Raw genomic sequence first — 26,996 nt, 5'->3', positions numbered from 1 at the left:
GTGCTGGGCTCACGGCTCTGGCGGAGGAGGTTGCCCGGTACAGGCGCTCACACAACGGGGCGGCACCCGGGCGAGCCGGGAGCGGGAGGGGTCGCCCCCTTGCCCGCCCTCCCCCAAGCTCTCGGCTTCGCTCGAGCAGGGGGTACCCCCCTCGCCCCCTTGGGGCGGCCCCGTCGTCCAAGGGGGCGAGGGCGGCAGGGCGGCTGCGGTGCCCGAAGGGACGGGGCGAAGGGAGAGGGCAAGGACGGGTCCGCTGTCCAACGGGGCCCGGCGCCCAGTAGGGGCCCGGCGCCCGACAGGGACCGGCATCCAACAGGGTCCAGCACCCAGCGGGATCAGGAGGAGAAGGAGGGGCGAGGCAGAGGGCGGAACGCGCTCCGGAGGGGGACAGAAACACCCACCGGATCAGGCGGAGCCCGCCCCCACCACCTCAGCCCTCCGCCTCCAACGCCGCATCCAGCCTCTTCCGCGCCCCCTCCAACCACCCCCTGCACACCTTCGCCAGCTCCTCCCCCCGCTCCCACAACGCCAGCGACTCCTCAAGCGACGTCCCCCCGGCCTCCAGCCGCCGTACGACGTCGATCAGCTCGTCCCGCGCCTGCTCATAACCGACCTCGGCACCCGACGCACTCGAAGAACCCGACGCACCCGACACTGCGGCTTCATCCGTATTGGCCATGCGTTCCACCCTATGCACGAGCTCCGACAACTCCGACTCAACAACAGACCCGCCCACGAACCCACCCTCCGAACTCACTCCACCCGCACCCCGAACTCCCCCTCCGCGACCCGCGCCCGCAGCACGTCCCCGGCCGTCACCTCCTCCGCCGACCGCACCACCGCCCCGTCCCCCCGCTGCAGCACCGCGTACCCCCGCTCCAGCGTCGCCGCAGGCGACAGCGCCACCACGCGCGCCCGGGTGTGCGACAGCTCGGAGTCCGCGCGGTCCAGCAGGTGCCGCAGCGTCCTGCGGCTGCGCGCCACCAGCGCGTCGACCTCGTCCTCGCGGTCCTCGACCATCCGCTGCGGCCGCTCCATCACCGGCCGGGCCAGCGCGTGCGCCAGCCCCCGCTCCTCCCGGTCGAGCAGCCCCCGCACGGTTCGCAGCGCCCGGTCCCGCAGCCCCTGCACCCGGTCGAGCTCCTCCCCCACGTCGGGCACGACCTTCTTCGCCGCGTCCGTCGGCGTCGACGCCCGCACATCCGCCACCAGGTCCAGCAACGGCGAGTCCGGTTCATGCCCGATGGCGGAGACGACCGGGGTCCGCGCCTGCCCGACCGCCCGCACCAGCGACTCGTCGGAGAACGGCAGCAGGTCCTCCACACTCCCCCCGCCCCGCGCCACGATGATCACGTCCACGTCCGGCAGCGCGTCCAGCTCCTGCACAGCCCGCACCACCTGCGGCACCGCGTGCACCCCCTGCACGGCGACGTTGCGCACCTCGAAGCGCACCGCCGGCCACCGCCGCCGCGCGTTCTCCAGCACGTCCCGCTCGGCGGCGCTCGCGCGGCCGGTCACCAGCCCGACCAACTGCGGCAGAAAGGGGAGGCTCCGCTTCCTGTCCAGCGCGAACAGCCCCTCCGCCGCCAGCGACCTCTTCAACTGCTCCAGCCGCGCCAGCAGTTCCCCGATCCCCACCGGCTTGATCTCACTCGCCCGCAGCGAGAGCTGCCCGCGCGGCGCGTACCACTCCGGCTTGGCGTGGACGACGACCCGCGCCCCCTCCGACACCACGTCGGCCACCGCGTCGAAAACCTGCCGGTAACAGGTCACCGCCACCGAGATGTCGTTCGACGGATCGCGCAGCGTCAGGAAGACGACCCCCGCCCCCGGCCGCCGCGACAACTGCGTGATCTGCCCCTCGACCCACACGCTGCCGAGCCGGTCGATCCACCCCCCGATCAACCGGGAGACCTGCCCGACCGGCAGAGGCGCGTCCGCTGACGTATTCAGAGCCATACAGCGAGGCTAGCCGGACCGACCGACATCGACCCCCGCGCCGGCCCCCGCCCGCCGCCCCCGCTGGGCGAACAGCACCACCAGGCCCACCACCAGCCACACCACGCCCACCACCTGCGCCGTCCGGCTGGCCTCCACGATCACCGCCACCGCGATGACCGCGCCCAGCACCGGTACCACCACGTGCTTCCACCAGACCGGCGGGCCGCCCATCCTCCGTACCGCGAACCAGCCCACCACCGACGCGTGCAGCAGCACGAAGGCCGTCAGCGCGCCGATGTCGACCACCGACACCAGGTGGTCCATGCCGTCGCCCCGCGAGGCCGCCCACACGGCCGCCACCAGCGTCACCACGGCGGCGAGCCCCAATGCCACCCTCGGCACCCCGGACTTCCCGTCCACCCGGGCCAGCAGCCCCGGCAGCCGCCGGGCCCGCGCCATCGCGAACAGCAGCCGTCCCGCCGCCGCCTGCCCGGCGAGCGCCGCGAAGGCCGCCCCGATCGCCTTGCTCACCGCGACCAGGTCGTGCAGCCACTGCCCGACCGAGCCGTCCACGGCGTCGTAGAAAGCGGTTCCCTGCTTCGACGGATCGGCCGCCAGGTCCGCCGCCTGCACCGGTGACAGGAGTGCCACCAGATACGTCTGCACGACGAAGAGCACACCCACCATCGCCAGGCACAGCAGCACCGCCCTGGCCACCTTCGCGGAACCCCCGGTGACCTCCTCCGCGAAGGAGGCGATCGCGTCGAAGCCCAGGTACGACAGCACGGCCACCGACACCGCGCCCAGCACCGCCGCGAGCGAGAACCCGCCCATCGACCCGTCGCCGGTGAGCGGCGACAGCCAGTCCCGCTGCGCCCCGTCCCGTACGAGCACCACCACGGCGGCCACCACGAACACCGCCAGCACGGCGATCTCCAGCGCCAGCACCGCGAACCCGACCCGGGCGGCGGCGCGCACGCCCCACATGTTGAGGGCGGTCGTCACCACGACGGCCAGCGCCGTCCACACCCACTGCGACACCGAGGGCACCAGCGCGTGCAGGGCGATACCGGAGAACAGGTACGCCACCGCCGGGATCAGCAGGTAGTCCAGCATCGCCATCCACCCGGCGACGAATCCCGGCCCCTCCCCCAGGGCGGACCGGGCGTACGCGAAGACGGAACCCGCGCGCGGCACGACCCGCACCATCTGCGCGTAACTGAACGCGGTGAATCCCATGGCCACCGTGGCGACGAGGTAGACGAGCGCCACCGAGCCGTGCGACTTGGCGTCGAGGGTGCCGAAGACGCCGACCGGGGCCATGGGCGCGATGAACAGCAGCCCGTACACGACCAGATCCCGGAAGCCGAGGCTCCTCTTCAGGCCCGCCGAGCCGGTCCCTGCCGCACCCGTGGCCTCCGTGGCCCCACCAGGACTCCCCACCATCGCTCCTCCGTACGCGCTTCGGTCAACTCTCCCAGTGTTGCCCCGGACGCGATCTTTGGCCTCCTGGGCACGGCCTTACGATGGGAGGCATGACTTCCTCCTCCCCGCGCCGTGTCCTGCTTGCCGCCCCCCGTGGCTACTGCGCGGGCGTGGACCGCGCCGTCATCGCCGTCGAGAAGGCCCTGGAGCAGTACGGCGCGCCGATCTACGTCCGGCACGAGATCGTCCACAACAAGTACGTCGTGCAGACCCTGGAGAAGAAGGGCGCGATCTTCGTCGAGCAGACGGCGGAGGTCCCGGAGGGCTCCATCGTGATGTTCTCCGCGCACGGTGTGGCCCCGACCGTCCACGCCGAGGCCGCCGAGCGGAAGCTCGCGACGATCGACGCGACCTGCCCGCTGGTCACCAAGGTCCACAAGGAGGCGGTCCGGTACGCCAAGGACGACTACGACATCCTCCTGATCGGCCACGAGGGCCACGAGGAGGTCATCGGCACCTCCGGCGAGGCCCCCGACCACATCACGCTGGTCGACGGCCCGGAGGACGTCGCGAACGTCACCGTGCGCGACGAGTCGAAGGTCGTCTGGCTCTCCCAGACCACGCTCTCCGTCGACGAGACGATGGAGACGGTCGACGCCCTGAAGAGCAAGTTCCCGAACCTGCTCTCGCCGCCCAGCGACGACATCTGCTACGCCACGCAGAACCGTCAGATCGCGGTGAAGAAGCTGGCCGAGGACGCCGAGCTGGTGATCGTCGTGGGCTCGAAGAACTCCTCGAACTCCATCCGCATGGTCGAGGTCGCCCTGGACGCCGGCGCCCCCGCCGCGCACCTGGTGGACTTCGCCTCCGAGATCGACGAGGCCTGGCTGGAGGGCGTCGGCACGGTCGGCCTGACCTCGGGCGCCTCCGTGCCGGACGTGCTGGTCGACGGCGTGCTGGAGTGGCTGGCCGAGCGCGGCTACGCGGACGTCGAGACGGTGAAGACGGCCGACGAGTCGATCACCTTCTCGCTCCCGAAGGAACTCCGCCGCGACCTGCGCGCGGAGGCCGCCGCGCTGGGCAGCAGGTAGGACTTTTCCAGGAGGTACGGCGCACCGCTGTCATCGGTGCGTCGTACGGTGGTGTCCATGAACGTGTTCGGAGTGGACATCGGCGGTTCGGGCATCAAGGGCGCTCCTGTGGACCTGCAGCGGGGCGACCTCGCCCAGCCGCGGCACAAGGTGCTGACCCCGCACCCGGCGACGCCGGACAGCGTGATCGACGGCGTCAAGGAGGTCGTCGACAACTTCGGCTGGTCGGGCCCGGTCGGCATCACCTTCCCCGGCGTCGTCACGGACGGCGTCACCCGCACGGCCGCCAACGTCGACAAGGGCTGGGTGGACCTGAACGCCCAGCAGGTGCTCGGCGAGCGCCTCGGCATGCCGGTGACGGTGCTGAACGACGCGGACGCGGCGGGCGTCGCCGAGATGACCTTCGGCGCGGGCGCCGACCGCAAGGGCACGGTCATACTGCTCACCTTCGGCACGGGCATCGGCAGTGCCCTCTTCCTCGACGGCAGGCTGGTCCCCAACACCGAACTGGGCCACCTGGAGCTGAACGGCCACGACGCCGAGAAGCACGCCTCGACCAAGGCCAAGGAGGACGAGGACCTGAGCTGGGAGCACTGGGCGAAGCGCGTCACGAAGTACCTCGCCCACGTCGAGATGCTCTTCTCCCCGTCCCTCTTCATCATCGGCGGCGGCGTCAGCCGCAAGGCCGAGAAGTTCCTCCCGCTGATCGAGGGCATCCGCGCGGAGATCGTCCCGGCCCAGCTCCAGAACAACGCGGGAATCGTCGGAGCCGCCATGGCCGCCGCCAAGCGCTGAGCGCCCCGCGCGGACGGACGGGACACGGAGGCGGTACGGGATCGCTCCCCCCTGCCCGCGGGACCCGCTGCCGCACCCCGCCGGGACCGCTCACGGCACCTGCCGCCTCGCACCCTGGGGCGGCACGGCCCTCGCCCGCTGCTACTTCGGCGGACGCTGCCGTCGTACGCCGCCCGTCCGCCCCGGGGCCTGCGGTCGTACGGCGGCGGGGGCGACGGCGGCGTGCGGCGCGGCGGCTGCGGCCCGCTCCGCCTGCCTGCTCGCCATCCGCCGCACCTTGCGGACACTCGCGATCAGACCGGCGATCAGGGTCCCCCCGTACAGCCATCCGGCGTGGACGGCCAGCGCGGTGACGACGGCCATCAGCCGGCTCCCCAGCCCGTCCGACCCGCCCGCGATGGGCACCAGCCCGCAGGCGAAGGCGATCGGCACGCTGATCGGCGCGGTCACCAGGTCGGCGGGCCGCACCCAGAGCGCGGTCAGCATGCTGACCGGCAGGAACAGCACCCCGTAGACGATCGGCGACCCGTCGAACAGCAACTGGTCCAGACACCCCAGCACCACCATGACGGCCATGGCGAAGAGCCCGCCGCCGAGCCCCGTCAGCCGGGGCTGGGGCAGCCGGCGCAGCGCGAGGACCACGGGCGCGACGGGCCGCGCGGTCCTTCCTCCCCCGGCACTCCGGTAGACGGCCGAGGTCTCGGCTGTGACTCCCCGCGCGGCGACGTGCGGCTTGCGCGGCGAGGGGCGGGGTCGGGTCCTGGGATGCTCCACCGCACCAACGTAGGTCGCCGGACTGGCGGATCGCGGGCTGGGACACGCCTTTTGGCCGACCTTGGCACTGCGTTCGACGCATCCACACACCACGACCACCCGCTCCCCCTCTCCTCCCCGTACGACACCCCCACCCGCCCGCCCGTAAACTGGTGGATCGGTCGGCCCGCCCCGGGCCGCAACCAGCTCTCCTCTCTCCGCTACGGGAAGTCGCCAACGTGTCGCTCACGATCGGAATCGTCGGTCTGCCGAATGTCGGCAAGTCGACCCTGTTCAACGCCCTGACCAAGAACGACGTGCTGGCGGCCAACTACCCGTTCGCCACCATCGAGCCGAACGTCGGCGTGGTCGGCGTCCCGGACCCCCGCCTGGCGGTCCTCGCCGGCATCTTCAACTCCCAGAAGATCCTCCCCGCCACGGTCGACTTCGTCGACATCGCGGGCATCGTCCGCGGCGCGTCGGAGGGAGAGGGCCTCGGCAACAAGTTCCTCGCGAACATCCGCGAGTCCGACGCGATCTGCCAGGTCATCCGCGCCTTCAAGGACGAGAACGTCGTCCACGTCGACGGCAAGGTGTCCCCCAAGGACGACATCGAGACGATCAACACCGAGCTGATCCTCGCCGACCTCCAGTCCGTCGAGAAGGCGATCCCGCGCCTGACCAAGGAGTCCCGCCTCCAGAAGGAGAAGGTGGCCGTCCTCGCCGCCACCGAGAAGGCCAAGGCGATCCTCGAAGCCGGCGAGACCCTCTTCTCCGCGGGCATCACCAAGGGCACCGAGCAGGGCGACCTCCTCCACGAGCTGCACCTGCTCACCACCAAGCCCTTCCTCTACGTCTTCAACGTGGACGAGGACGAGCTGGTCGACGAGGACTTCAAGAACGAGCAGCGCGCCCTGGTCGCCCCGGCCGAGGCCATCTTCCTGAACGCCAAGATCGAGTCCGAGCTCATCGAACTCGACGACGACGAGGCCCTGGAACTCCTCCAGTCCATGGGCCAGGAAGAACCCGGCCTGGCCACCCTGGGCCGCGTCGGCTTCGCCACCCTGGGCCTCCAGACCTACCTCACGGCAGGCCCCAAGGAGACCCGCGCCTGGACGATCCCCCAGGGCGCCACGGCCCCCGAGGCGGCCGGTGTGATCCACACCGACTTCCAGAAGGGCTTCATCAAGGCCGAGATCATCTCCTTCGCCGACCTGGTCGAAACCGGCTCCGTCGCCGAGGCCCGCGCGAAGGGCAAGGCCCGCATGGAGGGCAAGGAGTACGTCATGCAGGACGGGGACGTGGTGGAGTTCCGCTTCAACGTGTGATCACAGCATCACCGCAAGACAGATGGGGTCGGCTCTTCCGGGAGTCGGCCCCTTGGTGTTTTCCGTGCTGGGAAGCATGACTCCCCAATAGCCACCTGGTCCACTGAAGGACGTCGAGAGTGGTACGTTATTAGGTACCACTCAATGGAAAGGGTCAGGTCATGTCAATAACCGCGAGCGAAGCCCGCAAGGGGCTCTTTCCGTTGATCAAGAAGGTTAACGAAGATCACGAAGCCATCGAGATCGTCTCCAAGCACGGCAATGCCGTCCTCGTCTCGGCCGAGGACTACGCGGCGCTGCGCGAAGGCTCGTACCTGCTCCGTTCGCCGGCGAACGCACGGCGGCTCCTCAAGGCGTACGAGAACGCCCTGGGCAACATCAACGTGTCGGAACGTGAGCTGATTGATCCGGACGCGGACCCTGCAAAGGGTGCTGCGTGAGGCTTGTCTTCGAGGACCAAGGCTGGGAGGACTACACGTCCTGGCTCAAGAACGACCGCAAGATGCTCGCTCGGATCAACAAGCTCATCGAAGACGCCAAGCGTGACCCCTTCACGGGAATCGGCAAGCCCGAGCCGCTCAAATACCACTTGCCCGGGGTGTGGTCGAGGCGGATCGACGACGAGCATCGTCTCGTCTACTTGGTCACGGACAAGGAGATCGTGATCCTGGCAGCTCGCTACCACTACTGAGTGCTGCGCTGTCCCAAGCACCATTCGGCATGGGGATCGACGCTTGCGATCAGGGCAGCAGAGGTGGCGGCGAGTGCGTGGGCGAATTCTGTGATCGCCGTGCCGTCCGGATGCGTGGGACAGCCGTGGAGCTGGCCCCTCCACTCAGGGCGGAACCTGCGAGTCAGCCGGTGGCCCTCTCCGCACATGGACAGTCCGAGGGTTACGAGAACGTCCAGCCCCGGCAACGGAACCACGGGGGATACGAGCCGTCCGGCCGTCTTGCACCAGATGATCGCGTGACCCGGACCTCCGAGTCCTGCATGACCAGCAGGGGAAGCAGCCAGTTCGGTTCAACGTGCAGAAGGTGCGTCCCTGTGCGCCTGAACGGTGCGGCCCGTTCGGTGGAGTGGGGCGCGCCGTTCTGCGTATTCCCGTGAAGGGGTGGGAACGGCCGGGGGTGTCGTAGAGACTGGCGGGACGTGTTGGGGCGGGGGGACTCGGGGGGTCCGGGCGTGAATCGCCGGCTGGCAATGGTGGTTGCCGGGTTCGGGGCGTGGAGTCAGGCGCTCGTGCTCGGGTTTTTCGATGAGTTGAGCCGGTGGGCGATCGGGGCGACCGTGCCGTGGCAGGCCGTTCCGGAGCTCCGGGTGGCGGGGTTGTCGTTCAACGGGTTCGTGGTCCGCTACTACACGGTCGCCGCGACGTGGCTGCCTCAGCTGGTGTTCGTGGTGGTGAACGCGCTTCTGGTTTATGGGGTGTTGAGGGGGGCGGCCGAGTTACGACCCCGGGTGCGGGCCGTGCTGGGGGTGGTCGGCGCCGAGCTGCTCGCGGCGGGGGTGGCGGTATTGCTCAGGCCTGCGCTGGAGCCGCAGGGCAGTTCGGTTCTGTGGACGTACGGGGAGTGGCGCTTCCATGGGCAGACAGAGGGAGTGTCCGGCACCGCGGCACAGTTCGCGTTGTGCACGGTGTGGCTGCCGGTCGGTCTGTGGTGGGTGGTGTGGCGATGCAGGGCATGGGGACCGTTGCAGCCGTATGTGGGATCGGAGAAAGCAGCGGAGGGGGGTGCGGCGTGGTTCCGCGGGAGGCGGGAGCGGTGGGATCTGGTCTGTGCCGGGTTGATCCCGGCGGTGTTGTTGGCCGTGGCGGGCGGGCCGGTTCTGCGGCATACGGCCGTGCACGACCTCACGCAGTCCTCCTCACTCACCTTCGATCCGAAGCTGTGGGACTCGTACGTCCCGCCGGGGCCGATCGAGGCGTGGAGCGGGGTGCTCTATCCGGCGATGCGGCTTCGGCCCCTTCCCGGGGAGTGGCCCGCGGGATGGCTGGCGACACTGGTGATCTGCCTGGTGTTCCTGGCGGTGTTGACGGTGGCCTTGTGGCACACGGTGGCCAGGGGCGTGTCCTGCGGGGTGCCGTTGCGGTGGGCGCAGGGGCTGCGAGTGGTCATGCGGGGGTGGTACGCGACGATCCTCGCGGCGGTGGTCGCCGCGGGTGTCGACGGCGGGCCCCTGGTCCGGGGGTTCGCCCCGGGGCGGTCGTTGAACGGGATGGCGAGCTCCGCCGAGCTGGCCCTGGAGGACGCGGTGCGGTTCGGCGCGGCCTGGGGATGGGCCGTCGGGCTCGCCTGCCTGGGAGGGGTCTGGCTGGCCGTACGACGTCAGGAGGTTCGGATGACGGCGGTCACGGGCGTCGATGCCAGCGCGTCCAAGGGCGTCACAGCTGAGAGCGTCACGGCCGGTGGCGTCGCGGCGGGCGGCGGGGAGCGAGAAGCGGGAGAGGGGCAGGTCGGGCGTGTCGGGTGATCGGGTTCGTACGCGAAGAGGGGCTTCCGAGCGGCTCCCCCGCCGCAGGTCCGGTGCGCTCACCCGGGCCGGCGTGCGCCGCGGCGGCGGGAGCCGGACCGTGGACGCGGAGGAGGCTCCGGGGCGGCTGCGGTATGTGCGGAGCCCGGCCGTCCGGCTCACCGGCATCGTGCCGACCGTAGCGGGGGTGACCTTCCAGGACGTTCCGACCGCGTCCGTGAAGACGGCCCTGCCGCTCGGCCGGGTGCCCGACCGGCTCTCGCCACAGGGTGCCATCGACGTGGTGCAGGTCAAGGACGTCAAGACCACCGGCCGGTACCTGGTCGCCGAGGGCACCGGCGATCCGCGCGGGGCGCCGGCAAAGTCCGGTGGGTGGCGGCGGGACCGGCGGGTCGTCGACGTCGGCGAGGCACAGTGGATGGTCACGCCGCAGGAACGGGCCGCCCAACAGGTGCGGATCACCGACATCGCTCCCGAGGTGGAGGGCGGGGTATGCGCGGCACCGCTCGGCGGCAGCCTGGTGGAAGTCCTGTCGCAAGGAGCCACCGAGGTCATTCCGTTGCAACTGGAGGTGGACGCCCCGCTTCCGCTGCTCAAGGCGACCGGCAAGGACCGCAAGGGGCCGCCGGAGCCTTTCTTCACCGGACCCGGTGCCAAGCACATCACGCTGAACCAGAACGAGAGCGAGGCGTTCCTCATCGTCGCGACGGCCCACAAGGGGCACTGCCGCCGGCGGCACCGCGTGCACTACGAAGTGGGCGGCGGCACGGCCGAGACGGTGCTCAGCGGCCCCGACGGCAAGCTCTTCGAGCTCACCGCGGAGCTGAAGAGGACGGCCGATTACAGGAATGTCTACTTCCCCTCACTCGTTTGCGCTTCCGAGGCCCCGTACCGGCACACCTGGTACCGGCAGACGGGCCGGCAGTACGCCGCGTGGAAGCAGGACAAAGGGTTTCCGACCTGTCCGGAGGGTTGAGGAGAGGCGCGAGTGTGAGCCCTGCCACGATCGCGGCGCTTTAGTTGAAACTTAACCTAAACCTGTTCTACGGTGGCCGCATCGCTTGATCCTCCGCACGTTTGGAAGGCACGACGCATGTCCCTCGTTCTTGACCCCGCCGCCCAGGACCTCCTCTTCCGTGAGGCCCGCACCGCCAACACCTTCTCCGACGAGCCGGTGACCGAGGAGCAGGTCGCGGCGATCTACGACCTGGTCAAGTACGGCCCGACCGCGTTCAACCAGTCGCCGCTGCGCATCACGCTGGTCCGTTCCGAGGAGGCCCGTGAGCGTCTCGTCGGTCTGATGGCCGAGGGCAACCAGGCCAAGACCCGCACCGCGCCGCTGGTCGCGATCCTGTCCGCCGACAACGAGTTCCACCACGAGCTCCCGGCGCTGCTCCCGCACTTCCCGCAGGCCAAGGACGTCTTCTTCGCCGAGCGTCCGGTCCGCGAGCAGGCCGCGCTGGTCAACGCCACCCTCCAGGCCGGTTACTTCATCGTCGGCGTGCGCGCCGCCGGGCTGGCCGCCGGTCCCATGACGGGCTTCGACTTCGCCGCCGTCCAGAAGGAGTTCCTGGACGACGACCACACCCCGCTGATGGTCGTCAACATCGGCAAGCCGGGCGAGGACGCCTGGTTCCCGCGCTCCCCGCGACTGGCGCAGGACGAGGTCATCACGACCGTCTGAGCCGCCGCGTACGGGTATGCCGTACGGCACGAGGGGCCGTCGCACCGGGCAGGTGCGGCGGCCCCTTTCCGCGTGCGGCGCGGGCGCGGGCTACGTCGCCGAGGCCGGGGCCGACGGCTTCGGCAGTTCCTTCGGCTTGAGGGCCGCGGCCATCTCCGCCAGGCGTTCGTCCTTCGCCGTGCCGAGGACGACCGTCGTCGCGCCCTTGTCGGTGCGCACCAGGGCGTCGTACTTCTCGCCCTTCCACACCTGCCAGTCCGCGCCGCCGATCGCCTGCGTCCTCCCGGAGTTCTTGGCGGCGAGGGTGACCTCGGGCACGTACTTCGCCGGGTCCTTCGTCGACTGCTCGACCGCGACGTACTCCTTGTCCGGGTCGAGGAAGCCCAGGTGCCAGGCCTTGCCCTCGTTGCCCCGGTACGTCACGGAGGTCGCGCGCCACTCAGGGGGCAGGCCCTGCGGGGCGAGCACCGGGTAGGGGGCGGACCGCTGGGCCGTGCTGAGCTCGACCCGGTAGTCGACCGTCTTGACCGGGTCGGCGTCCTCGTCGTGCGGGATCACGGTGTAGACGAGGGCGACCACGGCCCCGATGACCACCATCGAGAGCACCATGTCCCGGATCTTCTGATTGCCACGCTTCGCTGCCACGCCCTCCATGCTCCCTCATGGGGTGCGCGGGCCCCGCCGCGGCCCCGCACCCCGGGGACGTAACCCGATATGCCGCTCATACGTGCACCCCCTCTGCTCATTTTGTCGATGTACGGATAGAGTCGCACTACCGCCGCCGCTCCCGTGCAGCCACACAGGCAGAACAGAAAGGGTTGCTCACCGATGACCGAGCACCAGCTCCCGTCGCAGCTCGAAGTGCCCGCCGAGGCTCCCGACCGCAACCTCGCCCTTGAGCTCGTACGCGTCACGGAGGCCGCCGCCATGGCCGCCGGCCGCTGGGTGGGCCGCGGCGACAAGAACGGGGCGGACGGCGCCGCGGTCAACGCCATGCGCACCCTGGTCTCGACCGTGTCGATGAACGGCGTCGTCGTCATCGGCGAGGGCGAGAAGGACGAAGCCCCGATGCTCTACAACGGGGAGCACATCGGCGACGGCACCGGCGCCGAGGTCGACATCGCGGTCGACCCGATCGACGGCACCACGCTCAACGCCAAGGGCATGCCGAACGCCATCGCCGTCCTGGCGGCCGCCGACCGCGGGACGATGTTCGACCCGTCGGCCGTGTTCTACATGGACAAGCTCGTCACCGGTCCGGAGGCGGCCGACTTCGTCGACATCAACGCCCCCGTCGCGGTCAACATCCGCCGCGTCGCCAAGGCCAAGAACTCCACCCCCGAGGACGTCACCGTCGTCATCCTGGACCGCCCCCGCCACGAGGGCATAGTCAAGGAGATCCGGGAGACCGGCGCGCGGATCAAGTTCATCTCGGACGGCGACGTCGCCGGTTCGATCATGGCGGTACGGGAGGGGACCGGCGTCGACCTGCTGATGGGCATCGGCGGCACCCCGGAGGGCATCATCAGCGCCTGCGCGATCAAGTGCCTCGGCGGCACCATCCAGGGCAAGCTGTGGCCCAAGGACGACACCGAGCGCCAGCGCGCCATCGACGCCGGGCACGACCTGGACCGCGTCCTGCACACGAACGACCTGGTCAGCGGCGAGAACGTGTTCTTCGTCGCCACCGGCATCACCGACGGCGAGCTGCTGCGCGGGGTGCGCTACCGCTCGGCGACCGCCACCACCCAGTCGCTGGTGATGCGGTCGAAGTCCGGCACGATCCGCCAGATCGACTCGACGCACCGCCTGTCCAAGCTGCGCGCGTACAGCGCGATCGACTTCGACCGCGCGAAGTAGGACAGACAGAGAAAACAGACAGAGAAGCAGGGCAGACAGAGACGCACCCACGACGAAGGGGCGGCCACCGTGTCGGGCGGCCGCCCCTTCGTCGTCACGCGTACGCGTCACCCGGCTATGCGGTGGTCCCCCGCTCCCGGGGCCGCCTTGAGCTCCATCTCGCGGCGGCGGCGCCTGGCCAGCACCACCCGGCGCTCGGCGGCGGTCAGGCCGCCCCAGACGCCGTACGGCTCGGGCTGGAGGAGGGCGTGCTCGCGGCAGGCGATCATCACCGGACAACGGGCGCAGACCCGCTTGGCTGCCTCCTCGCGGGCCAGCCGGGAGGCGGTCGGCTCCTTCGACGGGGCGAAGAACAGCCCGGCTTCGTCCCGGCGGCACACCGCCTCCGTGTGCCAGGGGCCGGCCTGGCCTTGCCGATCACGGACCGGTGCCGGGACGCGTTGCGCGGGCACGGCGGCGACCTGCAAGGACTGATGCGGCGGTTGCAGCACGGTCTACTCCTGACGACGGCTTCGCGAGCGAGCGACGATGCGCAGTCCCTACCCGCTGTGCCGACGCCTATGCACAGGGTTTCGAACCATGTCCAGTACGCGTCGCCCGGCGTGTCCCGGTTTCCGTCAGTGTCCGAGGTGTTTGCGCAGGCGGTCGTGCAGGTCGGCGATGAGCTTGCCGCGCCTGGGCTTCGCCTCGATGTTGCCGAGTACCGCCGTCCCGTTCACCACGACCACGGGGGCCTCCGGGTCGGCGGCCTCCAGGGTGCGGATCTCGAAGTTGCCCAGGATGCCGTTGCCGGTGCCGCGCAGGGTGATGTTCTCGGGGACGGTGATCTCGACGTTGCCGAAGACCGAGGTGGCGTTGATGGTGGTCAGGCGCTGCGAGAAGAGCGCCTCGGTCAGGTCGATCTCGACGTTGCCGAACAGCGCGAAGGCGTTGGTGCGGGCGCCGACGCGCCAGCGGCCCTTGCGGGTGGTGCTGCTGAGCACGGCCACCAGGCTTTCGGCGGGCTCGCCCGGCTGTCCCGCGTCGTACAGGTACGGGGCCGGGTCCGGCGAGGCGGAGGCGGCACCCGGCGCCGGCAGGTCCCGCACCAGCGGCTCCAGTTCGGCCACGGTCTTGGCGCGGTAGACCGCGTCGATGCGCTCGCCGTGCTCCTCGGCGTCGAGCCGGCCCTCCGCCAGCGCCTCGCGCAGGATGTCCGCGACGCGGTCGCGGTCGGCGTCGGAGGCGCGCAGGGCGGGGGCCGCCGCGGGCCGGGCGGGCTGCTGCTCGGGCTTCTTTTCGAGGTCCACGGGGACACCGTACCGAAACGCGATAGATCGCGACAGGGGGCAGAGCGGTCCACCGGACTCCGGGTGAGGCGGACCTCACCGGCCGGGGCGGAACGGCCGCGTCTTACGCTGTGGGGTGCGCTGCCAATGGAGGTATGCGTCGCCGTCTGCCTGCCTAGTGAGGAATGGCCGAAATGCCAGAGTTTGCCTACTCCGATCTGCTCCCGCTGGGAGAGGACACCACGCCCTACCGGCTGGTGACCGCCGAGGGTGTCTCCACCTTCGAGGCCGACGGGCGCACGTTCCTCAAGGTCGAGCCCGAGGCGCTGCGCACCCTGGCCGCCGAGGCCATGCACGACATCTCGCACTACCTGCGGCCCGCCCACCTCGCGCAGCTCCGGCGGATCATCGACGACCCGGAGGCGTCCGGCAACGACAAGTTCGTCGCGCTGGACCTGCTGAAGAACGCGAACATCGCGGCGGCGGGCGTGCTGCCGATGTGCCAGGACACCGGCACGGCGATCGTGATGGGCAAGCGCGGGCAGAACGTGCTCACCGAGGGCGGGGACGAGGAGGCGCTGTCGCACGGCATCTTCGACGCCTACACCAAGCTCAACCTGCGGTACTCGCAGATGGCTCCCCTGACCATGTGGGAGGAGAAGAACACCGGCTCCAACCTCCCCGCGCAGATCGAGCTGTACGCGACGGACGGGGGCGCGTACAAGTTCCTGTTCATGGCCAAGGGCGGCGGGTCCGCGAACAAGTCGTTCCTGTTCCAGGAGACGAAGGCGGTGCTCAACGAGGCCGCCATGATGAAGTTCCTGGAGGAGAAGATCCGCTCGCTGGGCACGGCGGCCTGTCCGCCGTACCACCTGGCGATCGTGGTGGGCGGGACGAGCGCCGAGTTCGCGCTGAAGACGGCGAAGTACGCCTCCGCGCACTACCTGGACGAGCTGCCGTCCGAGGGGTCGCCGACCGGGCACGGCTTCCGGGACCAGGAGCTGGAGCAGAAGGTCTTCGAGCTGACCCAGAGGATCGGGATCGGGGCGCAGTTCGGCGGCAAGTACTTCTGCCACGACGTGCGTGTGGTGCGGCTGCCCCGGCACGGCGCGTCGCTGCCGGTGGCCATCGCGGTCTCCTGCTCGGCGGACCGGCAGGCCACCGCGAAGATCACCGCCGAGGGGGTCTTCCTGGAGGAGCTGGAGAAGGACCCGGCGCGGTTCCTGCCGGACACGACGGACGAGCACCTCGCGTCGGACGAGGAGGTCGTGCGGATCGACCTCAACCGGCCCATGGACGAGGTCCTCGCCGAGCTCACCAAGTACCCGGTGAAGACCCGGCTCTCGCTGACCGGGCCGCTGGTCGTCGCGCGGGACATCGCGCACGCCAAGATCAAGGAGCGGCTCGACGCGGGCGAGGAGATGCCGCAGTACCTGAAGAACCACCCGGTGTACTACGCGGGGCCGGCGAAGACGCCCGAGGGGTACGCGTCGGGGTCGTTCGGGCCGACGACGGCCGGGCGGATGGACTCCTACGTCGAGCAGTTCCAGGCGGCGGGCGGGTCGAAGGTGATGCTGGCCAAGGGGAACAGGTCGAAGCAGGTCACCGACGCGTGTGCGGCGCACGGGGGCTTCTACCTGGGGTCCATCGGCGGGCCCGCGGCCCGGCTAGCGCAGGACTGCATCAAGAAGGTCGAGGTCGTGGAGTACGAGGAGCTGGGGATGGAGGCGGTGTGGCGGATCGAGGTGGAGGACTTCCCGGCGTTCGTCGTCGTGGACGACAAGGGCAATGACTTCTTCACCGCGCCGGCGGCGCCCCCTCTGCTCACCACCATCCCGGTCCGCGGCCCGGGCCTGCCCTAGCCTTTCCCGGCCCTGCCCTGACTTCTCCCGGCCCCGGGACCTTCCACGACCGTCCCCGGGGCCGGGCCTGTCCCAGCCGTCCCGGGGGCCCCTCGCCCCCTTTGCCCCATTCGGCTTCGCAGCCCTCGTCCCCTTGGGCTTCGCAACCTTCGCCCCTTGGGCGACGGGGCCGCCCCAAGGGGGCAAAACGGGCGGGCAAGGGGGCGGCCCCTCCCGCTCCCGGCCCACCCGGGTGCCGCCCCCTGCACCGGACGCGCGGCTCCGCCCGGCTCGGGCAGGAGAGGCCCCGGACCCTTCCCCAAGCTCTCAACTTCGTTCGAGCAGGGGAGACCCCATCCTTTGCCTGAAGCGCTCGCCGCGCGGCTGCCTCCGGTTCACTGCGGACGCGTCGTGGTTGCTCGCGCAGTTCCCCGCGCCCCTGGCGGGGCGCGTCGCCGGGGGGGGCGGGCCCTGGTGGTTGTGGGGCTAGGGCCTTGTCATGGAGAGGACGTCGAGGGCTGCGTCCAGTTGGGCCTCGGTGAGGGCGCCGCGCTCGACGTAGCCGGACTCCACGACCACCTCCCGGATCGTCTTGCGTTCGGCCACGGCCTTCTTGGCGACCTTGGCCGCCTCCTCGTACCCGATGTACTTGTTGAGGGGGGTGACCACCGAGGGGGACGACTCCGCGTATTCGAGGGCCCGTTCCACGTTCGCCGTGATGCCGTCGACCGTGCGGTCGGCCAGAAGACGGGTGGAGGTGGCGAGGAGGCGGATGGATTCGAGGATGTTCTTGGCAATGACCGGGAGCATCACGTTCAGCTCGAAGTTGCCCGCCGCGCCCGCGACCGCCACGGTCGTGTCATTGCCCGTGACTTGGGCCGCGACCATCAGGACCGCCTCCGGAATCACCGGGTTGACCTTGCCCGGCATGATCGACGAGCCCGGCTGGAGGTCGGGGAGGTTGATTTCGGCCAGTCCGGTGCGCGGGCCGCTGGCCATCCAGCGCAGGTCGTTGGCGATCTTCGTGAGGGAGACGGCGACCGTCCGGAGCTGGCCGGAGGTCTCCACCAGGCCGTCGCGGGCGCCCTGGGCCTCGAAGTGGTCGCGCGCCTCGGTCAGCGGCAGGCCCGTCGTACGGGCGACCTCCGCGATGACGGCGGCGGAGAAGCCGGGCGGGGTGTTGATGCCCGTGCCCACGGCCGTGCCGCCCAGGGGGAGTTCGGCCAGCCGCGGCAGCGAGGCGCGGAGGCGTTCGACGCCGTGGCGGATCTGGGCCGCGTAGCCGCCGAACTCCTGGCCCAGGGTGACCGGGGTGGCGTCCATGAGGTGCGTGCGGCCGGACTTCACGACGTCGGCGAACGCGGACGACTTCCGGTCGAGCGCGGCCGCCAGGTGGTCCAGGGCCGGGATCAGGTCGTGGGTGACCGCCGCCGTCGCCGCGATGTGGATCGAGGAGGGGAACACGTCGTTGGAGGACTGCGAGGCGTTGACGTGGTCGTTCGGGTGGACGGAGGCGACGGAGCCGCCCGAGCCGGCCAGCCGCTCCGTGGCCAGGGTGGCGACGACCTCGTTCATGTTCATGTTGGAGGACGTGCCGGAGCCCGTCTGGAAGACGTCCACCGGGAAGTGCTCGTCCCAGTCGCCGCGCGCCACCTCCTCGGCGGCGTCCGCGATCGCGCCCGCGACGTCCTTGTCCAGGACGCCCAGTTCGGCGTTGACCTTGGCGGCCGCCGCCTTGATGCGGGCCAGGGCCTCGATGTGCGCGCGTTCCAGGCGTTGGCCGGAGACGGGGAAGTTCTCCACGGCCCGTTGCGTCTGCGCGCGCCACTTGGCGTGGGCGGGGACCCGTACCTCCCCCATCGAGTCGTGCTCGGTCCGGTAGCCCTGGGGGGCGTCGTTCTCGGTCATCGTCACGTACCTCCTGTCAAAGCTGAGCAGTTGTCTGGTTCTGGCTATTCCCAAGTGCGCTACCGGCCAGTAAATACCTCGGGTAACAACCAACCGGGGAGGCGCCGTGACGCGCACCAGGCACAGATTCCGTAGCACTCTCGTCCTCGCGGCCGCGCTCGCCGCGGCCCTCGGCGGCACGACCGCGCCGGCCTCCGCGGCAGACCTCCGGGCCGCCGCGTCCACCCCGCTGCCGCCCGAGCTGGAGGCCGTCCGCGCCGCCGAGGCGACCAGGCTGTACGGGTCGCCCGAGGAACGGCCGATGGCGCAGCGCAAGACCGGGCTCGTCTCGCTCGGCGACAGCGAGATCTCCGGGGAGGGCACGGGCACCTACGAGGCCCCGACCAACGGGCCGACGAACTGGTGCCACCGTTCGCCGGATGCCGCGATCCACAAGACCTCCATCGGCGCGGACGTGACGTACAACGTCTCCTGCTCGGGCGCGTCCACCGGAAACATCCGGATCGGCGGCAGCAAGCAGTACGCCGACGAACCGGTGCAGAGCGACAGCCTCGCGATCAAGGCCCGCAACACGCGGATCAAGATGGTGGTGCTGGTCGCCGGCGCCAATGACGACCTCCAGTTCGGGCCGGTCATGACGGACTGCGTGACGCGCTACCTGACGCTTCAGGGGCCGTGCGAGCCGAAGTACGCGGGCGGCTGGCAGGCCCGGGTGGACGCCCTGGTCCCGAAGGTCGAGCAGACGGTCCGGGACCTGCGGGCGACGATGACCGGGGCCGGGTACGCCGACTCCGACTACCGGCTCGTGGTCATGGGCTACCCGAGCCCGATCGGGCCCGACTTCCGGGACAACCCGGACTTCCCCGGCAAGGTGGCCTGCGGCGGCCTCGGGTACGACTCCGACACCGCCTGGGGCCGCAACGTCGCCGTGCCCGCCTTCGAGCGCGGGATGCGCAGGGCCGCGGCGGCCACCGGGGCCACGTACCTCGACGCCTCCCGGCTCTTCCACGGGCACGAGGTCTGCATGGACGACGCCTGGGCGCGCGGGCTCTACATCGACCTGAGCAAGCCGGGCCCGCCCGACGAGAACTCCGTCCGGCAGTCCTTCCACCCGAACATCCGCGGCCACCAGGCCTTCGCCTCCTGCCTCAGCCAGCTCTACGCCTCCGGGCAGCGGGAGGCCGGCTGCGCCGACCCGGCCTCGACCGGCAGGCCCGTCCTGACGCCGGGCGCCTGGGACGACGCGTACCAGCCGCTCAGGAACGCCGGGACCGGCACCTGCCTGGACGCCCCGGGGTCCGTGACGCGCAACGGGACCGCCGTCGGCGGGTGGGACTGCCACGGCGGCCGCAACCAGGGCTGGTGGTACGACGCGGCGCGGCAGTCCCTGCGGACCGAGCTGAGCCACGACCGCTGCCTGGACGTGCCGGGCGCGAAGTACGAGGCGGGTGCGGGGCTCGTGCTGTGGAACTGCTCGGGAGCGGCCAACCAGCGGTTCGTACGCCAGGCGGACACCCTGCGTCCGGCCGCGGCGAACGGACTGTGCGTCACCCTGTCGGCGGCCAGGGACCCGCTGAAGCTGCGGGCCTGCGACGGCTCGGCGAGCCAGCGGTTCGCCTAGCCCTTACGTTCGGAGCATGATTCCAGCACTCTCCGTGACCATCGCGGCGCTCGCCGCGACCCTGGCGCCGGTCTCCTCCCCCACCCCCACGGGGGAGGACGCCGGCGCCGTGCGCAGCTACTGGACCGCCGACCGGATGCGGGAGGCGGTGGCCACGACCGGGGCCCGCGACCGGGCCCGCGACGACGAACCGCCCGCCGGGGTCCCCTGGCCGGGAGACGCCGCGGGCGTCGCGCACGTCGGGCGGCTGTTCATGGTGCTGCCGGGCGGGCAGAAGGCCACCTGCACCGCCGCCGTCGTCACCGCCGCCAACCGCGACGTCGTCGCCACCGCGGGGCACTGCGTGCACCTCAAGGCGGCGGGCGGGGCGATGAAGTCGCTGCTCTTCGTCCCCGGGTACGACGACGGGGCCACCCCGTACGGCAGCTATCCGGCCCGCTCGGTGGCGGTCGCCCCGGCGTGGACCGAGCGCGAGGACCACGCCGCCGACTTCGCCTTCGTCGCCCTGGACACCGACGACCGGGGACGGCACGTCCAGGACGTGACCGGCTCCCGCCGGGCGGTCTTCGGCGCAGAGCCCGGCGGCCGGCGCACCGCGCTCGGCTACCCGTTCCTGGCGCCGTACGACGGCCGCACCCTCCAGTACTGCGCGGGCGACGCCACCCCGGTCGAGGACGGCCGGCTGGCGGGCGGCTCCCAGCTCAAGCCCTGCCGCATGACCAACGGGGCCAGCGGCGGCCCCTGGTACGCCCGGGAGCCCGGCGGCGAGGACGTCCAAGTCGCCGTCACCAGCTCCCGGCCCCGGGGCGAGGAGTTCAAGGACGTGGCCTGGGGTGCGGTGTTCGACAGGACCGCCGAGGCTCTCCACACCGCCCAGGCAGCCCTTACGTCGAAGTAACCACCCACAAATAAGTGGGTACTTGAGGAAGCCGTCCGCCGGGTGGAGGCTGAAGCCCTGCCCGGTCGGCGGCAACCGCCGCCCGGCTAACCAGCCAGAGAGGAGGACGCCTCGTCCTGCTCCGCGAGCATCCGTATGCGGCGGTCGCCCCATGCGCCCAGCGGAGCCAGCGCATCGTGCAGATCACGGCCGAGCTCCGTCAGGGAGTACTCGACCCGGGGCACCGCCGTGTCCTCGTACACCTCGCGGTGAACCACCAAGTCGGCCTCCAGCTCCCGCAGTTGCGCGGCGAGCACCTTCTCGCTGATTCCGGGCAACGCCCGTCTGGTCGCCCCGAAGCGGCGCGGACGCTCGTACAGCGCCCACAGGATCAGCACCTTCCACTTGCCGTCGATGACGTCGATCGCCGCGTCGAGCCCGCACTGGTACGGCACGTTCTTCATCCCGGCCCACCCGCCCCTTCTTCTCGCATGTCCTCACAGCATGACCTCAAGCATGTCCCCACAACGTCTGGAACCCATCATGAGTGCCCGCACTGACAATCCCGCCGCCGACCTCGCCGCCGCCACCTCCGACCCCTCCGCCGCCCCTGCCGTGAAGCAGCCCGTCACCGTCCTCGGGCTGGGCCCGATGGGGCAGGCGCTGGCCCGCGCCTTCCTCGCCGCCGGCCATCCCACCACCGTGTGGAACCGCACCGCGTCCCGGGCCGACGCCGTCGTCGCCGAGGGAGCGGTGCTCGCCGCCTCCCCCGCCGAGGCGGTGCGCGCCAGCGACCTGGTCGTGGTGTGCGTCCTGAACTACGACGCGGTCTTCGCCGTGCTCGGCGCGGCGGGCGACGACCTCAAGGGCCGCACCGTCGTCAACCTCACCGCCGACACCCCCGAGCGGGCCCGCACCGCCGCCGCGCACGCCCAGGAGCGGGGCGTCACCTACCTCGACGGCGCGATCATGACACCCGTGCAGACCATCGGCACCCCGCACGCCGTGTTCCTCTACAGCGGCCCCCGGGACGCCTACGACACCCACCGGCCGACCCTGGACGCCCTCGCCGGGACGCCCACCTACCTGGGCGAGGACCACGCCAGGGCCGCCTCGTACGACGTGGCGCTGCTCGACCTGTGGTGGACCTCGGTCAGCGGTCTCGTGCACAGCTTCGCGCTGGCCCGCTCCCAGGGGGTGGCCGCCGGCGACCTGGCCCCCTTCGCCCGGAACATCGGCGGTCTGCTGGTGTCGTTCGTCGACGAGTTCGCCCGGCAGGCCGACGCCCGCGAGTACCCCGGCGCCGACAGCGACCTCACCTCGGCCGCCACCGCCATCGCGCACATCGCGCACGCCTCCGAGGAGGCCGGGGTGGACGCCTCGGTGCTGCGGGCGGCGCAGGCGGTCGCCGACCGTGCCGTCGCCGAGGGCCGTGGCACGCAGAGCACCGTCGCCATGACGGAGACGCTGGCCCCCGGCGCCCGCTGAGGGACCGCGGCAGGGGTACGGACAGGGGCCCGCCGGCCGTCGCGGCGGCGGGCCCCGGCCCGCGACCGGGCGCCTCAGCCGGCGAAGACCGCCACCGTGAAGGCGAAGAACAGTCCCACCAGCACCGGCCAGTACAGCAGCGTCGCCAGCATGTTGTCGCGCCACTCCAGCAGCCGGCGGTTGGTGTCCGTGCCGATCAGGATGGCGTTGGCGAAGATGCCCATGATGACGATGTACTGCGAGATGGCCAGGTACTCGAGGTACGTCAGCGAGGTGTCCCCGGCGATCTCCCGGATCTGCTGCTGGTCGACGACGACCACGAGCAGCAGCGTCACCGCGAACGAGATCGCCGTCCAGGTCGAGAAGCCGAAGCGCGGGTTCTTGCTGTCGTCCCGCGTGTAGACGAACAGTGCCAGGAACATCACCGCCGAGATGAAGAACGACTGGATCAGCCGCCCCACCATCGGCCCGGACCACTGCCGTTCCATGCCGACGTTGAAGTAGAGCTCCGGCGCGGACTTGAACGGTTTGTCCCAGTCGGTGAGGCCCTGGGTCATCGTGTACTGGTGCAGCCCGAAGCTCCAGCCGGTGTAGTACGGGTTCCAGCCGGAGGTCACGGTGTCCTGGTCGAGGCCGATGCGGCCGTACTCCCAGGGCGGATAGGCGGCGAAGTCGGGCACCAGGACGTCGTTGGTGAAGGTGGCCGTGGACCACATCCGCAGCCAGACGTTCTGCTTGTCGAGCGGGTAGTGCTTGTAGTCGAAGTCCTGGCGCAGGGTCACCTGGAAGTGCCAGCCCTTGAGGCGGCGGCCGTCGGTGCTCCGGGTGTCGTACGCCTCCTTCAGGTCGTCGTGCCCGTCGGTGGCCTCGGGGAAGACCACTCCCATGCTGGACTCCGGGACGTCCTTGCCGTACCGCTGCCAGACGTAGCCGCTGACCTCGACCTCCTCGGGCGAGGTGAACTTCGAGCTCTGGATGAAGACCCCGGTCGGAATCCGCCGCAGCGGCACCCCGGGGAGCGTCGACTGGAGGAACGCGTTCGCGTCCCGCTGGGTGAGCAGCGGAGTGCCGACGATGGTGTCCGTGGTCCGGTCGTGCGAGACGACGTGCCAGGTCACGCCGATGCCGGTGGCGAAGACGAGCGTCGCCGCCGTCGCCATGAGCGCACAGCGGTGGACGCTCAGCAGGTACGGCTTGAACACGGCGGCCGCCGTGCAGAGCGCGACGGCGCAGCAGGCCAGGAGCAACGGCGCCCAGCCCGAGCGCACGGTGTGGCCCGGGTCGGGCTGCTCGCGGCGCAGGTAGAGGTACGCGAACAGGCCGGCCACCAGGAGGGACAGTGCCAGCAGGGCGTACGTCGCACGGGCGGCGGCGCGCGCGCAGCGGGGGGCGGGCTGTGCCATGCGGTCAGCCCGGGATCGGGGCGAGGAGGGGCAGGCGTGATGTCATCCGCCCACCCTGGATCACCCGGGGGCGCGGGCCGGTGAGGCGACGCGGGGGGTGGCCCGAATGCCGTAGGGGCGGGCCGTCCTCCGGGGCACGTGCCCCGGGGGACGGCCCGAGGGGGCCGCGGTGGACCGTGCGCGCGGGAAATCGGTACTCGTAACATGCGCTCATGACAGAGCAGACGACCCACGGGGCGGCCGGGAGCGGCGGGGGAAGCTGGGCGCCCGGGGAGCACATCCTCTGGCGGTACCGGGACAACGCGTCGCCCCGCATCCACATCTGCCGGCCGGTCACCGTCGTGCAGGACACCGCCGACCTGCTCGCCGTCTGGCTGGCGCCGGGCACCCGGTGCGTCAAACCCGTGCTGGCGGACGGCACTTCGATCCACCTGGAACCTCTCGCCACGCGGTACACCAGGCCCCGGACGACGACCACCTCGCCCTGGTTCGGCACGGGCGTGCTGAAGCTGGCCCGGCCCGGCGACCCCTGGTCGGTGTGGCTGTTCTGGGAGCCCGGCTGGCGGTTCAAGAACTGGTACGTGAACCTGGAGGAGCCCAGGGCGCGTTGGGCGGGCGGGGTGGACTCCCGGGACCACTTCCTGGACATCGCGGTGACGCCCGACCGCCGCTGGCAGTGGCTGGACGAGGACGAGTTCGCCGAGGCCCGCCGGGTCGGGTTGCTGGACGGGGAGCAGGCGCGGGACGTGCGGGAGGCCGGGCTCGCGGCGGCGCGCGCGGTGGAGTCGTGGGCGGCGCCGTTCGCCGACGGGTGGGAGGACTGGCGGCCCGACCCCCGCTGGGAGGTGCCGGAGCTGCCGGATGACTGGGACCGCACTCCGGCGCACATGACGACGTGAGACTCTTGATGCGCCCCCTGGGTCCAAACGTAGGATCGTCCTCCGGAAGGCTGCGCACCCCGCGGCCCCACCTGGGCGGAGGAAGCAACTACCGGGCGTGGAGCAGGAGCTGACCGTATGTCACCGCAGGGGGGTGGATCTGTGAAGCGTCGCGCGAGGACGCCGGGGGCGGCCCGGGCGGAATCGGCGGGGAAGACGTCGAAAACGCACGCGAGTGCGGACGAGTCTGTAACGTTCCCAGGCCACCGTTCTGTCGACGCCGCCCGCAGAGCGGGTATATCGCACCCAGCGATTGCATCGCACAAGCTCCCCGGACGGACGGAACCCCACGCGTGACGGAGCAGCAGTCCACCTCGCACGAAGGCCGGCAGCCCCTGGCCGCCGGGCCGCACGAGCGCACCCGGCCGCGCCGGGACCCGGACGAGTCCGGGCCACGTCGGCAGGCCCAGGCGCAGGTGCCCGAGCAGCCGCAGACGCAGACCGCGGTGCCGCCGCCGGGCGGGCCCGTCGCGCCTCCGCCGGGCGGCCCGACCGCGCCGCCGCCCGCCGGGCCTCCCGGCGGCGCGTCCGGCGGCACGCCCGGTGACGCGTCCGGCGGTGCTGCCGGCGGCCCGCCCGCCCGCACCGAGGGCGACCGGCTGCGGTTCGTCGGGGCGGCCACCCGCCGGATCGCCCGCGGCATCGACCTGGACGAGATCGTGCTGGGTCTGTGCCGGGCGACCGTGCCGACGTTCTCCGACGCGATCCTGGTCTATCTGCGCGACCCGCTCCCGGTGGGCGACGAGCGCCCCGCCGTGCCGTTCGTGCTGCGGCTGCGGCGCACCGACCGGCTGCGGACCACCGCCGAGGGCCCGGCGGGCTCGGAGCTGGACGCGGTGGTCGGCGACGGCTCCCCCGCCCGGCAGCTCTGCGAGGTGGAGTCGGGCGGCGCGCTGGCGGAGGTGCTGCGCGGGGTGCGGCCGGTGTTCGGGGACGCCCCGTCCGCGCGGCTCGCCCTGCCGGACCTGCTGGGCGAGAACTGCGGGCTGCCCGACGGACGCCGGGCGATACTCGCCCCGCTCCGGGGCCGCCGCCGGGTGATCGGCGCGGCCGTGTTCCTGCGCAGGCCCGAGCGCGGCGCGTTCGAGGCCAATGACCTGCTGGTCGCCGCGCAGCTGGCCACCCACACCGCGCTCGGCATCGACAAGGCCGTGCTGTACGGCCGTGAGGCGTACATCGCCGACGAGCTCCAGCGCACCATGCTTCCCGACTCGCTGCCCCGCCCCACCGGCGTCAAGCTGGCCTCCCGCTACCTCCCGGCGGCCGAGACGGCCCGGGTCGGCGGCGACTGGTACGACGCGATCCCGCTGCCCGGCTCCCGGGTGGCGCTGGTCGTCGGCGACGTGATGGGCCACTCCATGACCTCGGCCGCGATCATGGGCCAGTTCCGGACGACCGCGCAGACCCTCGCGGGCCTGGACCTCCCCCCGCAGGAGGTCCTGCACCACCTGGACGAGCAGGCCCAGCGCCTGGGCACCGACCGCATGGCGACCTGCCTGTACGCCGTGTACGACCCGGTGTCCCACCGCATCACCATTGCCAACGCCGGCCACCCGCCGCCCATCCTGCTGCACCTGGGCGGCCGGGCCGAGGTGCTGCGCGTGCCGCCGGGCGCGCCCATCGGCGTCGGCGGCGTCGACTTCGAGGCGGTCGAGCTGGACGCCCCCGCCGGGGCCACCCTGCTCCTGTACACGGACGGCCTGGTGGAGTCGCGGCTGCGGGACGTGTGGACCGGCATCGAGCAGTTGCGGGAGCGTCTCGCCGCCACCGCCCAGCTGACCGGGCCGGACCATCCGCCGCCGCTGGAGGCGCTCTGCGACGACGTCCTGGACATGCTGGGCCCCGGCGACCGGGACGACGACATCGCGCTGCTCGCGGCCCGGTTCGACGGGATCGCGCCGAGCGACGTCGCGTACTGGTTCCTCGAACCCGAGGAGCAGGCCCCCGGCCGGGCCCGCAGGCTGGCCCGGCGGGCCCTGGAGCGCTGGGGCCTCCAGGAGCTGTCGGACTCGGTGGAGCTGCTGGTCAGCGAGGTCGTGACGAACGCCGTGCGGTACGCGGAACGCCCGGTGACGCTGCGGCTGCTGCGGACGGACGTGCTGCGCTGCGAGGTCGGCGACGACTCGCCGCAACTGCCGAGGCAGCGGCGGGCGCGGGACACCGACGAGGGCGGGCGGGGCCTGTTCCTGGTGAACCGGCTGGCCCGCAAGTGGGGCGCGACCCGGCTGAGCAGCGGCAAGGTGGTCTGGTTCGAGCTGGGGCTGCCGGGGGCTGCGAAGGACCCGAAGAAGCAGTCCTAG

General features: G+C 71.4%; 25 protein-coding genes. 15 read left to right on the top strand and 10 right to left on the bottom strand.

The features are described 5' to 3' along the window. Positions 1-430 precede the first annotated feature (430 nt). The 3 genes from ACZ56L_RS21035 to ACZ56L_RS21025 all read right to left on the bottom strand — a co-directional run bounded on the left by ACZ56L_RS21035 (position 431) and on the right by ACZ56L_RS21025 (position 3,387). Complete coding sequence (locus tag ACZ56L_RS21035) at positions 431-679, bottom strand: exodeoxyribonuclease VII small subunit (protein ID WP_471065558.1); 249 nt, start codon at positions 677-679, stop codon at positions 431-433. Positions 680-753: 74 nt separating this feature from the next. Next, positions 754-1,959, bottom strand: a complete 1,206-nt coding sequence (xseA, locus tag ACZ56L_RS21030; protein ID WP_468686199.1) for an exodeoxyribonuclease VII large subunit — start codon at positions 1,957-1,959, stop codon at positions 754-756. A 9-nt stretch (positions 1,960-1,968) separates the two neighbouring features. Next, the gene (locus ACZ56L_RS21025; protein ID WP_471065555.1) at positions 1,969-3,387 is read right to left on the bottom strand and encodes an APC family permease; all 1,419 of its coding nucleotides are present in this window, start codon (positions 3,385-3,387) and stop codon (positions 1,969-1,971) included. A gap of 89 nt (positions 3,388-3,476) precedes the next feature. Here ACZ56L_RS21025 and ACZ56L_RS21020 point away from each other — a divergent pair, with 89 nt between their 5' ends. Beyond that, a complete protein-coding gene (locus ACZ56L_RS21020; protein ID WP_380837217.1) occupies positions 3,477-4,457 on the top strand; it encodes a 4-hydroxy-3-methylbut-2-enyl diphosphate reductase in 981 nt (326 codons plus the stop codon). Positions 4,458-4,514: 57 nt separating this feature from the next. Beyond that, positions 4,515-5,252, top strand: a complete 738-nt coding sequence (gene ppgK, locus ACZ56L_RS21015) for a polyphosphate--glucose phosphotransferase (RefSeq protein ID WP_345228627.1) — start codon at positions 4,515-4,517, stop codon at positions 5,250-5,252. A 141-nt stretch (positions 5,253-5,393) separates the two neighbouring features. On the opposite strand, the gene ACZ56L_RS21010 is transcribed toward ppgK, so the two are convergent. Further along, complete coding sequence (locus ACZ56L_RS21010; RefSeq protein ID WP_401756313.1) at positions 5,394-6,026, bottom strand: DUF6542 domain-containing protein; 633 nt, start codon at positions 6,024-6,026, stop codon at positions 5,394-5,396. 218 nt (positions 6,027-6,244) lie between these two features. On the opposite strand from ACZ56L_RS21010, the gene ychF reads away from it, so the two are divergent. The 6 genes from ychF (at position 6,245) to ACZ56L_RS20980 (ending at position 11,492) form a co-directional block, all read left to right on the top strand. Further along, a complete protein-coding gene (ychF, locus tag ACZ56L_RS21005) occupies positions 6,245-7,333 on the top strand; it encodes a redox-regulated ATPase YchF (RefSeq protein ID WP_345228628.1) in 1,089 nt (362 codons plus the stop codon). A 161-nt stretch (positions 7,334-7,494) separates the two neighbouring features. After that, on the top strand, positions 7,495-7,773 hold the full coding sequence (locus ACZ56L_RS21000) for a type II toxin-antitoxin system Phd/YefM family antitoxin (RefSeq protein WP_471065552.1): 279 nt from the start codon (positions 7,495-7,497) through the stop codon (positions 7,771-7,773). Then, a complete protein-coding gene (locus ACZ56L_RS20995; protein WP_471065550.1) occupies positions 7,770-8,024 on the top strand; it encodes a Txe/YoeB family addiction module toxin in 255 nt (84 codons plus the stop codon). The genes ACZ56L_RS21000 and ACZ56L_RS20995 overlap by 4 nt, the downstream gene beginning before the upstream one ends. A gap of 494 nt (positions 8,025-8,518) precedes the next feature. Next, positions 8,519-9,808: a hypothetical protein gene (locus ACZ56L_RS20990; protein WP_471065548.1), complete on the top strand. Its 1,290-nt coding sequence runs from the start codon at positions 8,519-8,521 to the stop codon at positions 9,806-9,808. A 100-nt stretch (positions 9,809-9,908) separates the two neighbouring features. Further along, a complete protein-coding gene (locus ACZ56L_RS20985; protein WP_471065546.1) occupies positions 9,909-10,784 on the top strand; it encodes a hypothetical protein in 876 nt (291 codons plus the stop codon). A gap of 117 nt (positions 10,785-10,901) precedes the next feature. Beyond that, positions 10,902-11,492 (top strand): malonic semialdehyde reductase, encoded by a 591-nt coding sequence (locus ACZ56L_RS20980; RefSeq protein ID WP_345228646.1) that lies wholly within the window; start codon positions 10,902-10,904, stop codon positions 11,490-11,492. Between the two features lie 90 nt (positions 11,493-11,582). On the opposite strand, the gene ACZ56L_RS20975 is transcribed toward ACZ56L_RS20980, so the two are convergent. Next, a complete protein-coding gene (locus ACZ56L_RS20975; protein WP_468686210.1) occupies positions 11,583-12,146 on the bottom strand; it encodes a DUF4245 domain-containing protein in 564 nt (187 codons plus the stop codon). A 174-nt stretch (positions 12,147-12,320) separates the two neighbouring features. Between ACZ56L_RS20975 and glpX the strand changes: the two genes are divergently transcribed. Next, on the top strand, positions 12,321-13,352 hold the full coding sequence (gene glpX, locus ACZ56L_RS20970) for a class II fructose-bisphosphatase (RefSeq protein ID WP_345228648.1): 1,032 nt from the start codon (positions 12,321-12,323) through the stop codon (positions 13,350-13,352). A 107-nt stretch (positions 13,353-13,459) separates the two neighbouring features. On the opposite strand, the gene ACZ56L_RS20965 is transcribed toward glpX, so the two are convergent. Both ACZ56L_RS20965 and ACZ56L_RS20960 read right to left on the bottom strand, forming a co-directional pair. Then, positions 13,460-13,843 carry a WhiB family transcriptional regulator gene (locus ACZ56L_RS20965; protein WP_345228649.1) on the bottom strand — a complete coding sequence of 128 codons (384 nt, stop codon included), beginning with the start codon at positions 13,841-13,843 and terminating at the stop codon, positions 13,460-13,462. 126 nt (positions 13,844-13,969) lie between these two features. Next, positions 13,970-14,641, bottom strand: coding sequence for a DUF1707 SHOCT-like domain-containing protein (locus ACZ56L_RS20960; protein ID WP_401756346.1), 672 nt, complete (start codon positions 14,639-14,641; stop codon positions 13,970-13,972). 173 nt (positions 14,642-14,814) lie between these two features. Here ACZ56L_RS20960 and ACZ56L_RS20955 point away from each other — a divergent pair, with 173 nt between their 5' ends. Continuing rightward, positions 14,815-16,482 (top strand): fumarate hydratase, encoded by a 1,668-nt coding sequence (locus ACZ56L_RS20955; RefSeq protein WP_471065543.1) that lies wholly within the window; start codon positions 14,815-14,817, stop codon positions 16,480-16,482. 465 nt (positions 16,483-16,947) lie between these two features. Here ACZ56L_RS20955 and ACZ56L_RS20950 read toward each other — a convergent pair whose 3' ends face one another. Next, positions 16,948-18,369: a class II fumarate hydratase gene (locus tag ACZ56L_RS20950; protein ID WP_471065541.1), complete on the bottom strand. Its 1,422-nt coding sequence runs from the start codon at positions 18,367-18,369 to the stop codon at positions 16,948-16,950. A gap of 106 nt (positions 18,370-18,475) precedes the next feature. Between ACZ56L_RS20950 and ACZ56L_RS20945 the strand changes: the two genes are divergently transcribed. Both ACZ56L_RS20945 and ACZ56L_RS20940 read left to right on the top strand, forming a co-directional pair. Further along, a complete protein-coding gene (locus tag ACZ56L_RS20945) occupies positions 18,476-19,990 on the top strand; it encodes a ricin-type beta-trefoil lectin domain protein (RefSeq protein ID WP_471065539.1) in 1,515 nt (504 codons plus the stop codon). A gap of 16 nt (positions 19,991-20,006) precedes the next feature. Beyond that, complete coding sequence (locus ACZ56L_RS20940) at positions 20,007-20,888, top strand: trypsin-like serine peptidase (RefSeq protein ID WP_471065537.1); 882 nt, start codon at positions 20,007-20,009, stop codon at positions 20,886-20,888. Between the two features lie 86 nt (positions 20,889-20,974). On the opposite strand, the gene ACZ56L_RS20935 is transcribed toward ACZ56L_RS20940, so the two are convergent. Then, entirely contained in the window at positions 20,975-21,331 is a 357-nt protein-coding gene (locus ACZ56L_RS20935; protein WP_345228655.1) for a winged helix-turn-helix transcriptional regulator, read from the bottom strand. Positions 21,332-21,410: 79 nt separating this feature from the next. Between ACZ56L_RS20935 and ACZ56L_RS20930 the strand changes: the two genes are divergently transcribed. Beyond that, positions 21,411-22,355: an NAD(P)-dependent oxidoreductase gene (locus tag ACZ56L_RS20930; protein ID WP_471065535.1), complete on the top strand. Its 945-nt coding sequence runs from the start codon at positions 21,411-21,413 to the stop codon at positions 22,353-22,355. Between the two features lie 74 nt (positions 22,356-22,429). Here the strand turns inward: ACZ56L_RS20930 and ACZ56L_RS20925 are convergent, their stop codons facing one another. Further along, the gene (locus ACZ56L_RS20925; protein ID WP_401756364.1) at positions 22,430-23,758 is read right to left on the bottom strand and encodes a hypothetical protein; all 1,329 of its coding nucleotides are present in this window, start codon (positions 23,756-23,758) and stop codon (positions 22,430-22,432) included. A 212-nt stretch (positions 23,759-23,970) separates the two neighbouring features. Between ACZ56L_RS20925 and fomD the strand changes: the two genes are divergently transcribed. Next, positions 23,971-24,657, top strand: a complete 687-nt coding sequence (gene fomD / locus ACZ56L_RS20920; protein ID WP_345228658.1) for a cytidylyl-2-hydroxypropylphosphonate hydrolase — start codon at positions 23,971-23,973, stop codon at positions 24,655-24,657. Between the two features lie 332 nt (positions 24,658-24,989). Next, positions 24,990-26,996: a SpoIIE family protein phosphatase gene (locus tag ACZ56L_RS20915; RefSeq protein ID WP_471065533.1), complete on the top strand. Its 2,007-nt coding sequence runs from the start codon at positions 24,990-24,992 to the stop codon at positions 26,994-26,996.

The organism is Streptomyces sp. NPDC039736 (assembly GCF_055596485.1).
Note: the sequence above shows the minus strand (reverse complement) of the source record. Positions and strands in the feature narration are given on the sequence as shown.